The organism is Aliiroseovarius sp. YM-037, assembly GCF_048060095.1.
Lineage (GTDB): Bacteria > Pseudomonadota > Alphaproteobacteria > Rhodobacterales > Rhodobacteraceae > JBLUOA01.
In genome coordinates this window covers 1,965,717-1,978,535 of the sequence record NZ_JBLUOA010000001.1, presented here as the reverse complement: position 1 = coordinate 1,978,535, position 12,819 = coordinate 1,965,717, and the positions used below count along the sequence as shown (strand labels likewise).

The 12,819-nt window shown below is 60.6% G+C and carries 9 protein-coding genes; 4 read left to right on the top strand and 5 right to left on the bottom strand.

Features of this window, described 5'->3' with window-relative positions; all coding sequences use genetic code 11:
- Positions 1-12: 12 nt before the first annotated feature.
- The 3 genes from ACEWPJ_RS09720 to ACEWPJ_RS09710 all read right to left on the bottom strand — a co-directional run bounded on the left by ACEWPJ_RS09720 (position 13) and on the right by ACEWPJ_RS09710 (position 3,365).
- Positions 13-1,371, bottom strand: a complete 1,359-nt coding sequence (locus ACEWPJ_RS09720) for a TRAP transporter large permease (protein WP_416512789.1) — start codon at positions 1,369-1,371, stop codon at positions 13-15.
- Positions 1,368-2,039 carry a TRAP transporter small permease gene (locus ACEWPJ_RS09715; protein ID WP_416512787.1) on the bottom strand — a complete coding sequence of 224 codons (672 nt, stop codon included), beginning with the start codon at positions 2,037-2,039 and terminating at the stop codon, positions 1,368-1,370. Before ACEWPJ_RS09715 ends, ACEWPJ_RS09720 begins: the two co-directional genes overlap by 4 nt.
- A gap of 93 nt (positions 2,040-2,132) precedes the next feature.
- Entirely contained in the window at positions 2,133-3,365 is a 1,233-nt protein-coding gene (locus ACEWPJ_RS09710; protein WP_416512785.1) for a TRAP transporter substrate-binding protein, read from the bottom strand.
- Positions 3,366-3,478: 113 nt separating this feature from the next.
- On the opposite strand from ACEWPJ_RS09710, the gene ACEWPJ_RS09705 reads away from it, so the two are divergent.
- Positions 3,479-5,074 carry a GMC family oxidoreductase gene (locus tag ACEWPJ_RS09705; protein ID WP_416512783.1) on the top strand — a complete coding sequence of 532 codons (1,596 nt, stop codon included), beginning with the start codon at positions 3,479-3,481 and terminating at the stop codon, positions 5,072-5,074.
- Here ACEWPJ_RS09705 and ACEWPJ_RS09700 read toward each other — a convergent pair.
- Complete coding sequence (locus tag ACEWPJ_RS09700) at positions 5,071-5,952, bottom strand: ribokinase (protein ID WP_416512781.1); 882 nt, start codon at positions 5,950-5,952, stop codon at positions 5,071-5,073. The two genes, ACEWPJ_RS09705 and ACEWPJ_RS09700, sit on opposite strands and share 4 nt — an antisense overlap.
- A 175-nt stretch (positions 5,953-6,127) precedes the next feature.
- On the opposite strand from ACEWPJ_RS09700, the gene ACEWPJ_RS09695 reads away from it, so the two are divergent.
- The 3 genes from ACEWPJ_RS09695 to ACEWPJ_RS09685 are packed head-to-tail and all read left to right on the top strand — an operon-like array spanning position 6,128 to position 11,539.
- Positions 6,128-6,796, top strand: a complete 669-nt coding sequence (locus ACEWPJ_RS09695; protein WP_416512780.1) for an ImuA family protein — start codon at positions 6,128-6,130, stop codon at positions 6,794-6,796.
- A complete protein-coding gene (locus ACEWPJ_RS09690; RefSeq protein ID WP_416512778.1) occupies positions 6,765-8,231 on the top strand; it encodes a Y-family DNA polymerase in 1,467 nt (488 codons plus the stop codon). Before ACEWPJ_RS09695 ends, ACEWPJ_RS09690 begins: the two co-directional genes overlap by 32 nt.
- The gene (locus ACEWPJ_RS09685) at positions 8,231-11,539 is read left to right on the top strand and encodes an error-prone DNA polymerase (protein ID WP_416512776.1); all 3,309 of its coding nucleotides are present in this window, start codon (positions 8,231-8,233) and stop codon (positions 11,537-11,539) included. Before ACEWPJ_RS09690 ends, ACEWPJ_RS09685 begins: the two co-directional genes overlap by 1 nt.
- A 57-nt stretch (positions 11,540-11,596) precedes the next feature.
- Here ACEWPJ_RS09685 and ACEWPJ_RS09680 read toward each other — a convergent pair whose 3' ends face one another.
- Positions 11,597-12,805, bottom strand: coding sequence for a cytochrome b/b6 domain-containing protein (locus ACEWPJ_RS09680; protein WP_416512775.1), 1,209 nt, complete (start codon positions 12,803-12,805; stop codon positions 11,597-11,599).
- Between the last annotated feature and the right edge of the window lie 14 nt (positions 12,806-12,819).

The following is a 12,819-nucleotide window of genomic DNA, read 5'->3' as shown; positions in this document are numbered from 1 at the left end:
TCACATCTGTCGCTATCTGTCTGGCAGCAGCATCAGCGCGAGGTCTGGCGTCAGGCAAACCAGCAACCAAACCCCGATCAATGCCGCGAGGTAAGGCACCGTATAACGAAGCAACCGGAAATATGGAACGCCCGTTACGCCGCTCGCGACATAAAGGTTCAGACCATAGGGCGGGGTGATAAAGCCGATGGACGCCCCGACAAGGAAGATGACCGAGAAATGCACAGGGTCGATCCCGACCGACGCCGCGATCGGCGCGAGGATCGGCGCAAGGATGATCGTGACCGGAAGGCTCTCCAAAATCATGCCAGAGACAAAGACAATCGCCATCGACGTGAACAGTACGGCATAATAGCCGCCCATTCCGGTTACAAACCCGCCGATCACCTGTTGCGCCCCCAGCAGTGACAGGATCTGCTGCATCACGACGCTGACCGCGATCAGCGGGGCGAGGATACCGGTGATCTGCGCCGAACGCACAACGATTGAAGGAATTTCCGTGAGTGTAAAGCCTTCAACGACGAGCATGTCTGAATAGGTTTTTTCCGTGACCGGGGTGTTGGCGTCGTTCTTCATCAGTTTGTTGAGTGGATAGCTAACGAGGCCAACGATGACACAGAATCCGACGGTCACGCCCGCCGCTTCGGTCGGGGAGAACTTGCCGGTATAGATGCCCCAAAGGACAAGGCCGATGGCGAAAAAGCCAAGCCACGCGCCCAGCCCGGTTTTCAGAACGCGGGCGATCTGCAATGGGATCAGGTAGCCCCAGCCGTTCTTCACACAGATGATCCAGCAGGCGAACTGCATCGCGAACACCATCAGCGCGCCGGGGATGATGCCCGCGACGAACAGGTCCGAAATCGGCAGGTTCATCAGGAAGCCGTAGACGATGAAGATGATCGACGGCGGAATGATGATGCCCACCGTGCCGCCCGCCGCTGCGGTTGCGGCAGAAAAGCGTTCGTCATAGCCGCCCTTGACCATTTCCGGGTGCAGCATTGACCCAATCGTCGCCGTGGTCGCGGAGTTTGAACCAGAGATCGCTGCAAACAACCCGCAAGCCCCGATAGACGCCATCGCAAGGCCGCCACGTAACCAGCCCAGACAGGCATAGGCGAAATCGGACAGCCTTCGCGCGATGCCGGATTTGTTGATCAAGTCACCGGTCAGGATGAACAGCGGCATGGCCAAAAGTGCGAAGCCTTTGTTGAATACGTTCAAAAGCTCCGCGCCCATGTTGTCGAGCGTCAGCCCCATCACGAAGCTGCACCCGATCACCCAGTAGGCAATAATCAGAAGGACGGGCACGCCGATCATGAACAGAAAGGTCACGCCCAGCGAAATAATGGTTATCCAGGTGCCATCGGTCATCCCGTGTCTCCTCCGATGACGGCTTGCCGGATCAGCGGTTCACCCGTGCGATAATTGTGCAAGTCTTCCAGCAGGTTTTCGAGAACCCGCCCCGCCATCAGGATAAAGGCGAAGGGCACGGTGACAATGAACCACCACTGCATAGTGTTGTCGGTTCCCAGCACGATCTGGAAATTGGCGATGGAGTTGACGGTCACCCGCGCGGTCGTCGTCACCACGATCACGCAGAAGCCGAACCAAAGGGCGGCGTCCAGCATCAGGCACCCCAACTGCAGGGGTCGCGGCATGTTCACGCGGAATTCGTTAAAGCTAAGGTGCGTGCGCAGTCTGACGTTATAGGAACACCCGAACCACGCCATGATCATGAACAGAAGGGGCGGAATCGTCGTCGACCACGGGGGTTGGCCCGACAAAACAAAGCGCTGGATCACCCCGACAAAGATAATCGCGGCGATGGCAAGGTAGGTGTAAACGATGATCGCCCGCTCCAGATGGCGATCCAGAAACGGAATACGACGATACATGAAGGCAACCAAAACGGCCCCGATGGCTGTCACCGCCCCAAAAACCAACCACGCGCCATTGGCGCGAAAGGCGGATTTCATCGTGAACGGATCGCCCGCGATAAGCGAAGAAATGATACTACCAGCTTCGGCCCAGATCGACATATCCAACCCCTAATATGCTCGGATGCCTCGGATTTTGGTGGAAAAGGCTGGCCCGCGTTTTCGCAGGTCAGCCCTTTCTAGGAGTCTATCGTATCAGCCTTTCCACCAGCGGCGGGGCTCAACATTCTCAGGCTTCATATCGACCGGGATTTCGCGGGCGATATTGTAGATTTCCTGATAGGTGTCGATGCCACCGGCCCAGCCGTTCAGACGCTCGCGCCATTCTTCCCAAAGCTGGGGCTGGAACTCGGGCGAACACATTTCCTCGGCCATTTTGATCTGATCGTCGGCGAGGAACGCGTTGCGCACGTTATTCTCTGCAAAGATCGTGCCGGGAAGCTGCGGATCGGAGTGACCGACGGTTTTGACCAGCGCGGCTTCGTTGGCTGCCTGCACGTGGGTCTGCGCCCAGTAGGCGGATTCCATCACCGCGTCTTGCAGGTAGTCTTCCAGACCGTTGAACACGGACGCCGACATCGACGTGTGTTCCGTGCCGCAGAAGAACTTGAGGTCGACGGATTGGCTGACAACCGGCGCCATATTCGCATATGCCACGGCAGAGGCCCACGTTTCCGCGCCGTCGATCAGACCCTGCTTCAGACCATCAAGCGTTTCTTCCCAAGCCACCGGAACCGGGTTCAGGTTCAGCGCCTGCATCGCAATCCGGCCAAGCTGTGTGCCCGTCACGCGGTTCTTGGTGCCGAAGAGTTCTTCGAGCTTGGTGACCGTCGGCTTGTCCTCCCACGCCAAACCCATCTGGATGCCGCGAAGTTCACAATGGCTGAACAGGAACTTCAGACCGTGGTTCGCTTCCAGTGGATCACGCAGGATGCGCTGCGATTCGGGGTGGTAGAGGAAGTGATACTGCGCTGCACGGCTTGGGAACATATAGGCGTAGTCGAGCACGTTCAGATAAGGCGCACCCCCGGCAGAATTCTGCGTGGATGCAGCGTAGATATCGACGATCCCTTGCTGGGTTTTCTCAACGCAGGATGTCTGACCGCAAATCGCGTTGTCACCGATGAATTCGATGCGAATTTCGCCATCAGTCCGGCTTTCCAGATCGCGTGCAAATTCAAGCGCTCCTGCGCGTTCGATCAACAGGTTACGGGCATTAAAGCCAGCCGCGCCGAATTTCAGCGTGTGCTTTGCCTCTTTCGCGAAGCGCCGTTCGTATGTCGACTCTGCCGCTCTGGCGAGGTTCGCGATGCTCATCGCGCCGCCGAATGATCCTGCGGCCAGAAGCGTTGAGCTCATCCCATATTGGCCAGCAAGTTTAAACAGATCCCGACGGGATATTCCGCCAAGTTTGTTCGCGATACTCATGTGATTTCCTCCCAGAAAGTTATCATTATTGAGACTTATGGTTTCAAAAAAGGCTAGTATATTTGTAAGCACCTGTATAGAATTTTTTTGATACAGCGGTGGGGGACAGCTTTGTGAACGCAGATTTCGTGATTGTCGGAGCAGGGTCAGCCGGGTGCGTGCTGGCCAATCGGCTAAGTGCCGATCCCAACAATCGCGTTGTTTTGCTAGAGGCTGGCGGGCGCGATACAAACCCGTGGATTCACATTCCGGTCGGTTACTTCAAGACAATGCACAATCCCAGCGTCGACTGGTGTTACCGGACCGAACCCGATCCGGGGTTGAACGGTCGGTCGATCGACTGGCCGCGCGGCAAGGTTCTGGGCGGGTCATCGTCGCTGAACGGCTTGTTATATGTCCGTGGGCAGCAAGAAGACTACGACCGATGGCGTCAGATGGGAAACACCGGCTGGGGTTGGGACGATGTGCTGCCGCTGTTCAAACGGGCAGAGGATCAGGAACGCGGCGCGGACGACTATCACGGCATTGGCGGGCCACTGTCGGTGTCGAACATGCGGATACAGCGCCCGATTTGCGACGCGTGGATCGCCGCTGCGCAGTCGGCGGGCTATCCGTTCAACCCAGATTATAACGGCGCGACGCAGGAAGGGGTTGGGTATTTCCAACTGACCACCCGCAACGGACGCCGATGCAGTTCGGCGGTTGCCTATCTGAAACCGATCCGGGATCGCGAGAACCTGCAGATCATCACGAAGGCGCAGGTGCAGCGCATCCTGCTGGACGGAAAACGCGCCACCGGTGTCGCCTATCGCGATGCGAGCGGGGTGGAGAAAACGATTCATGCCGACCGCGAGATCATATTGTCCTCCGGCACCATCGGTTCGGCGCAGATCTTGATGTTATCGGGGATCGGCGACCCCAATCACCTGAAAGAAAACGGGGTCACTCCGGTTCACACGCTAAAAGCCGTCGGCCACAACATGCAGGACCACCTTCAGGCACGGCTTGTCTATAAATGTAATGAGCCGACCCTGAATGACGAAGTGCGTAGCCTGTTCAATCAAGCCCGGATCGCGTTGAAATACGCCTTGTTCCGCGCCGGCCCCATGACGATGGCGGCAAGCCTTGCGACCGGGTTCCTGAAAACCAAGACGCATCTCGAAACGCCTGACATCCAGTTTCATGTGCAGCCGTGGTCCGCCGACAGCCCCGGCGAAGGGGTGCATCCGTTTTCGGCATTCACCATGTCCGTCTGCCAATTGCGCCCCGAAAGCAGGGGAGAGATCCGCCTGAACGGCCCCGATCCACTGACCTATCCCAAGATCGTGCCGAACTACCTGTCGACGGAAACCGACTGCCGAACCATCGTCGATGGCGTGAAGATCGCCCGGACCATCGCGCAGCATGCTCCGCTTGCCTCAAAGATATCCGAGGAGTTTCGCCCACCCGCCGCGCTGTGCATGGACGATTACGACGGCACGCTTGACTGGGTGCGGGACAACACCGCGTCGATCTATCACCCGACCGGCACCTGCAAGATGGGCGCGGGCGAAGATGCGGTTGTCGATCACAAGTTAAAGGTTCACGGGATTGAGGGGCTGCGCGTTGCAGATTGTTCGATCATGCCTGAAATCGTGTCAGGCAACACCAACGCCCCCGCGATCATGATCGGCGAGAAAGCGAGCGATCTGGTGTTGAACGACGCTTAGACGCTCTGCGCCTTCAGAAACGCATCTACGTCACCGCCCGACGGAATAGCGTCTGCCGCGCCCGGTTTGCCGATCTGAAGCGCCGATGCCGCACTCGCCCGCGCCAGTGCCTGTTGCGGCGTTGCGCCCTGACACAATGTGCCAAGGTAGTAGCCAAAGAACGTGTCACCCGCGCCGGTGGTGTCAATGACTTCGACCTTATGGGCTGGCTGGATGATAGTGTCTTTCCCGGCGCTATGAAGAACCGCGCCTTCCGCGCCCTTGGTGATCAGCAGGCTGGCGATGCCGAGGTCTTCGGCGGGTTTTCCGGCAGCTTCGGCAAGCTGGGCCGCTTCGATTTCATTCACCGCCAGCAGGTCAACATGATCGAGCATCCCGAGTGTTACGTTCGCATCAAAAGGGGCGGCAGCGTAGGCAACGCTCAGCCCCGCCTCTCGTGCGGCGATCGCGGTTTTCTGAACGTCGGAGGTTTCGTTCTGAAGCAGCAGCCAATCCCCCGCCCGCGCGTTCTCGATTAGCCGTTCGGGGAGATCACCCGGCAGCGCGAAATTCGCGCCGGGGAACAACGTGATCGCGTTCTCGCCCGAGTCCGCGACCATGATGATGGCGTGGCCCGTCGGGATGTCGACCGTTGCGATTGAAGATGTCTCCACCCCCTTGTTCGCCAGCACGTCACGCGTCCATTCGCCTTCGGCGCCGACCGCTCCGTAGTGGTGGACCGCGCAACCGCTTTGCGCGGCGGCAATCGACATGTTGGCCCCTTTACCGCCCAGACCTTCTGACCGATCCTGACAGGCAAGCGTTTCGCCCGGCGAGGGGATGTGGGGCACGCGATAGACGATATCAATGTTGATAGAGCCCAGATTGTGGATTTTCACGGCAACCTCATCCTATCGATGCGTTTAGGTAACTGTGATGGGATCGGGGCGGTGCCGCAAGCCAAGATGTGAACGGATTTGCAGTTCAAAGGTTTGACGGAAATTCAATATTCGATTAGAACAAAAGAAGAACATTGGAATCGGATTTTGTGTGTCGTGCATGTCATACGCCTTAATGAAACGAAAACTGGCTGGGCGAAACGAAGGGGTGCCAAGCGCTCGTTCCGCCGCCATGTTGTCAGAGGTTTTTCCAACCACTGCGGTCGATGCGGGGGCGTTGGGGTTCGTTTTGTCACGGCTTCCACGCACGTCTTCTGCGATCCTGTGGATACAGGATCGCCTGTCCCAGAAAGAGGCGGGGCGCCCCTACCTGCCGGGACTGGGCGCGCAGCGCCCCATTCTGCGGGTGGATGTTACGCGCCCCGTCGATGTTCTTTGGGCGATGGAGGATGGCTTGCGCTGCAAGGGGTTGTGCGCGGTTATCGGCGAAATCTGGGGCGATCCGCCTGCGCTCAGCTTTACCGCCACCAAACGGCTGGCCTTGCGGGCCGAAGCGGGGCAGGTTCCGTGCTGGCTGATCCGGCGCGCCTCAAGCCCAGATCTGAGCGCGGCGCGGGATCGCTGGCGTGTGGCGTCCGTTCCGTCGGCCCCGCACCCCGACGATGCCAAGGCACCGGGCGACCCGCGCTGGCGGGTGGAACTTTTCCGGTCGCGCCAGTCGCGCCCCGGCGAATGGCTGGCCCGCTATGACAGCGCGTCGGATCGTGTTCATTTCACTGCCCCACTTCGCGATGGAGCGGTGGCAGAGGGTGATGGAACGCTCGGGCAACGCGCCGCCGGATGACCTGCCCGTTGTTCTGGCCCGCGAAGGCACGCATGGCCCGGTCGTTCACGCCGCGAACCGCGCCGCCCAGTTAAGCGGTATCCATGCGGGTGCGCGGGTGGTCGATATGCGCGCGATCTGCCCGGATTTACGGGTGGAATACGCCGATGTCGCGGGGGACGCACAGGCGCTTGAAAAACTGATGCTCTGGGCGCGGCGCTGGTGCCCGTGGACGGTGATGGATGGTGCGGATGGGCTGGTGCTCGACACCACGGGGTCGGACCACCTGATGGGGGGTGAGGCCGCGATGCTGGTCGAAATGGAAACCCGCCTGTCCCTGCTTGGTTTGACCGCTGGCTTGGCCGTCGCGCCGACTTGGGGCGCGGCGTGGGCCTTGGCCCGTTATGGCGATGTGCGTGCGGTCTGCGGTCAGGATCAGATAGCCGCGCAGCTTGCCCCCTTGCCGGTATCGGCCTTGCGGCTGGATGCGGAAACATTGCTGCTGTTGCGCCGTCTGGGCCTGAAAACCATCGGTGCTGTGGCAAAGGTGCCGCGCCTTTCGCTGACCCGCCGCTTTGCCCGGACCGATATTCAGGCCAACCCGCTAATGCGGCTGGATCAGGCGATGGGGCGTCTGGCAGAACCCGTTTCAAGCGTTGAGGCGCGCCAGACCTTCCGCGTGACCTGCCGCTTGCCCGAACCTATCCAGGATCCGGTGCCCTATCTGCCCGACCTGTGCGGGGAATTGTGCGAAAAGCTGACGCAAGCCGGGTTCGGCTGCCGCCGCCTTCACCTCGTCGTCTATAAAACGGACGGAGAGGTCAGCACCGTTGATGTCGCTACCTCTACCCCCAGCCGGGATGCGGACCATCTGCTACGGCTTTTCCGGGACAAGGTTGAACGGATCAACCCCGGTTTCGGCTTTGACCTCATCACGCTTCAGGCTGGCGCGGTTGAAGCTGTCGAGGTCGCGCAGCGGCGGCTTGATGGCGGCGTTGACGAAGATTTGCACCTGTCGCGTCTGATCGACAGGCTGACGGCCCGGTTCGGATCGCGTTCCGTTACTCGCCCGGTTCCATGCGAAAGCCATGTGCCGGAACGGGCCGAGGCGCGGTCGAACGCCTTGGCCGACGCGCCGGACCCCTCAGGCGTTGTGACGAAACCCCGCCCGGTCCGGATGCTGGAGCCGCCCGAGGAGGTGCGCGTGCTTTATGCCGTTCCCGAAGGGCCACCCGTGCAGTTTATCTGGCGGCGTCAAACCCATCGCATCACGCGCTATGCCGGCCCCGAACGCATCGCGCCGGAATGGTGGCATGACCGCCCCGGCACGCGGCTTCGGGATTACTTCAGGATCGAGGATCAGGCGGGCCGCCGGTTCTGGCTATACCGCGAAGGGCTGCATGGCGACGGGCGTGGGGGCGACCCGCGCTGGTTCCTGCACGGGATGTTCGCCTGATGCCCGAGATGGACAACCAGCGCCCGCGCCGCACCTTGCCCGAGGGGGGATTTACCCCGAACCCCCGCACGCCTTTTGTCGAACTTGGGGTGACAAGTTGCTTTTCATTCCTGCGCGGCGCGTCCGATGCGGTGGACCTTGCCGCGACCGCGTGGGCGCAGGGGCACGACGCGTTGGGGATTGCCGACCTCAACACACTGGCCGGTGTCGTGCGTATTCATGCAGAGGCCCGGAAAGCCTGCCTGCGTCCGGTGATCGGCTGTCGCTTGCAACTGATTACGGGTGAGGCGTTTCTGGCCTATCCCCGCGACCGCGCGGCCTATGGGCGGCTTTGCATGCTGCTGTCCAAGGGCAAGATGGAGGATCGGGACGGCAACTGGCAGGCGAAGGGCGTGTGCGACATCACATTGAAAGACCTCGCCACCCATGCGGAAGGGGTGCAACTGATCGCGCTGCCCGGCGATGACCTGGCCCATTTCGCCGCCGATCTGCGCCGTCTGGTCCGCGCGCTGCCGACGCTGCGCCATGTCGCGGCAAGCTATCTTTACCGTGGGGATGACCGCGCACGGATCAACCGGTTGGACCGGATGGCTCGTGATCACGGGCTGTCGATCCTCGCCACCAATGACGTGCATTACCACGCGCCGGATCGGCGGCCGTTGCAGGACGTCATGACCTGCATCCTGTACAAAACGACGATCACCAAGGCGGGCCTGCTGCTGGATGCCAATGCCGAACGCCACCTGAAATCACCTGCCGAGATGCAGCGCCTGTTCGCAGAATGGCCGCACGCGATCCGCGCGAGTCGCGACGTTGCGGATGCCTGCAAATTCGATCTCACCGAACTCGCCTATGAATACCCGCAGGAAACAGTGCCGGACGGGCGCACACCGCAGGAATATCTTGAGGAACTCACCTGGAAGGGCGCCAAGTGGCGCTATCCCGACGGAACCCCCGACAAGACCCGCGCGGTGCTGAAGAAAGAACTCGCGATGATCGAAAAGCTCGACATCGCGCAGTATTTCCTGACGATCCGCGACGTGATCCAGTTCGCGCGGCATGAGGTCAGCCCACCGATCCTGTGCCAGGGGCGCGGCTCCGCCGCCAATTCCGCTGTCTGCTACGTTCTCGGCATCACCGCCGTCGATCCATCTAAGCACGACCTGCTGTTCGAACGCTTCATCAGCGAGGAACGCAAGGAACCCCCCGATATCGACGTCGATTTCGAACATGAACGGCGCGAGGAGGTGATCCAGCACATTTACGACAAATACGGCCGCGACCGGGCCGGCCTTTGCGCGACCGTCATCCACTACCGCCCGCGCATGGCGATCCGCGAGGTCGGCAAGGTCATGGGGCTAAGCGAGGATGTGACCTCGGCTCTTGCCAAGACGATTTGGGGTAGTTTCGGCAAGGAGGTGGGTGAAAAAGAGGCGGCGGAAGCGGGGCTTGACCTGACCGACCCGCTGATGGCGCGCACGATTAAGCTGGCCGATCAGATGATTGGGATGCCGCGCCACCTGTCCCAGCATGTCGGGGGCTTCATCCTGACGGAAAACCCGCTGACCCAGACCGTTCCCATCGGCAACGGCGCGATGAAGGAACGCAGTTTCATCGAATGGGACAAGGACGATATCGACGAATTGCGCATCCTCAAGGTCGATGTGCTGGCGCTGGGTATGCTGACCTGCATCCGCAAGGCGTTCGACATGATCGAGGCGCATCATGGCGAAAAATACCGCCTTGCGACCGTGCCCGAGGAAGACGAAGCGGTTTACGATATGCTGTGCAAGGGCGACAGCCTTGGCACGTTTCAGGTGGAAAGCCGCGCGCAGATGAACATGCTGCCCCGCCTGAAACCGCGCAGGTTCTATGACCTCGTCATTCAGGTCGCCATCGTCCGGCCCGGCCCGATCCAGGGCGACATGGTGCACCCCTACCTGCGAAGGCGCAGCGGGAAAGAGCCGGAGGAATACCCCTCACCGGGGCCGGAGCATGACCCGGCTGAGCTGGAGAACATCCTGAAACGCACCCTTGGTGTGCCGATCTTTCAGGAACAGGCGATGAAGATCGCGATGGTCGCGGCGCAGTTCTCTCCGTTGGAGGCCAACCAGTTGCGCAAGGCGATGGCAACATTCCGGTCGCGCGGCACGATTGGGGAGCTTGAGGAAAAGATGGTTGGACGCATGATCGGCCGGGGCTATGACCCTGAATTCGCCCATCGCTGTTTCAACCAAATCAAAGGCTTCGGTGATTACGGCTTTCCCGAAAGCCATGCGGCGAGCTTTGCGCTGCTGGTCTATATCTCAAGCTGGATCAAGCATCATTACCCGGATGTGTTCTGCGCCGCGTTGCTGAATTCGCAACCGATGGGGTTCTATGCCCCGGCCCAGATCGTGCGAGATGCGCGGGAGCATGGGGTAGAGGTGCGCGCGCCGGACGTGAATTACAGCAATTGGGACAATACGCTTGAACCCACCGCCCCCGGCACCTTCGCTGTGCGTCTGGGGTTGCGACAGGTCGATGGAATGCGCAAGGAAACGGCGGAGAGGATGTCTCGCCTGCGCGACACGCCATATCGCGACCTTGAAGATCTCAAAACCCGCGTAAAACTGGATGCCGGGACAATGCGCCGGCTTGCCGCTGCGGACGCGTTCCGGTCAATGGGACTGGACCGCCGTGCCGCCTTGTGGGAGGCGCGGGCGCTGAAAGATGCGCCCGACCTGCCATTGTTCACGTCGAACGATGTGAGGGACGAGGGGGGCGAAACCCCCGTTGCCCTGCCGCAAATGCCGATTTGTGAACACGTCGTTGCCGATTATCAGACGACACGGCTTTCGCTGAAGGCGCATCCGATGTCCTTCCTGCGCAAAAGCATGGCACGGCAAGGGTATAGCGCGGCGGGCGAACTGCCCAATATGCGGAACGGGCAGCCGGTTTCACTTGGCGGGATCGTCCTAATCCGGCAACGGCCCGGCAGCGCGAAGGGTGTGTGTTTCATCACGCTTGAGGATGAAACCGGTGTCGCCAACCTTGTCGTCTGGTCGAAGGTGATGACGCAGTATCGCAAAGTCATCATGCGGGCCCGGCTGATCGACGTGCGCGGATATGTGCAGCGGGATGAGGATGTGATTCACATCGTCGTGCACCATCTTGAGGATCGCACCGACGCGCTGAACCGGCTGTCCAATGACCCGCTGGATGTTCAGGTCGCCCGTGCCGATCATGTCGTGCGGCCCTTGCCATCCTCTTCGCACCGGCATCCGCGCGATGTTCGTATCATCCCGAAATCAAGGGATTTTCACTGAACGGGCGTTGAAGGCCGCACGGCAAGATGTAACTGACCGAAGCGCCCGACCTCGCGCTTACTCCGTCTTATCCGCCGTTAGGGCCACGTCGACCCCGACCGAGAACCCGACATTGCTTTCATCGGGCATTGATTGACCAACTCCGAAATCGAGGCGTTGGAGGGTTAAGGCGCCCTCCATCGTCGCGGTGTCGCCATCGAGGGCGAGCGTGAATGGCAGGCTGACCCGCTGTTTCACGCCCTTCATCGTCAGTGTGCCATCGGCTGTATAGGCGTCGCCCGCGCGGGTGATATCAGCCGCGAACACCGCTGTCGGATGGTTCGCCGCGTCAAAGAAATCCGCGCCCATCGCTTGTTCGGTGACCGACCCGAGGGTGAGGGACGCAATATCGACCGTGACTTCGACCTGTCCTGCAACGCCGCTTTCGACGGTTTCGTCAAAGGTGATGTCGGCAGACCAGTTCGCGAATTCACCCCTGACATCGCTGCCAAGTTGCTTGACGGTAATGGCGAGCGTTCCGTCCGTGACCTGCCAGTTGCCCTGGGTTTCGGTTTGTGTGGTTTCGACGGGCTGTTTTGGGGTTTCGAGGCCTGGAAGATACCAAAGGAATGTGCCAACGACCAAAGCGACTCCGTAGGCGGCGACGGCGGCGAGGATTGGCAGGCGGGAGTGGGTCTGCGCTGGCAAATCGGGCAGGGCGGGGTAGCCCGGCAGCATCCGGCGCAGGGTGGCATCGCGGTCGATGACGTGGTGTTTCAACGCCCCGGCGATGTGCAGCAAGACGGAAAACGCCAGCACCCGTTCAAACGCGAAGTGGAGCGAGCCGAACAAATGCGCGACCCAAAGGTCGTTTGTCGGGACGAAAGGCAGGTTCTGCCCGAACGGCCACCAGATCGGCGCGAAGCCTTCGGTGGCGGCGTGGTGAATCCACCCGGTCAGCGGCACCAGCACGAGGGCAGAGTAGAGCAGCCAGTGGATCGTCTGGGCCAAAAACGCTTCGGGTTTGTTGTCGGCGTTCAGCAGGCCGGGTTTTGGCTGGGTGATCGCCCAAGCGATGCGGGCGAGGGCGATGAAAAACACCGCAACGCCCAAAGTTTTGTGGATCGAGAACAGGAAAGCCTTCCACTGAAGCTCTTCCGACGTGGCGAAGGGCGCGTCATGGGCGACGATGCCAAGCGGAATCAGCGTCACGACCAAAAGCGCGGTGGTCCAGTGAAACCATTTGGTCACGGCACCATACCGCGTGCTGCTGTTTGAAATCGGCATTGCGCCCCCGGAAT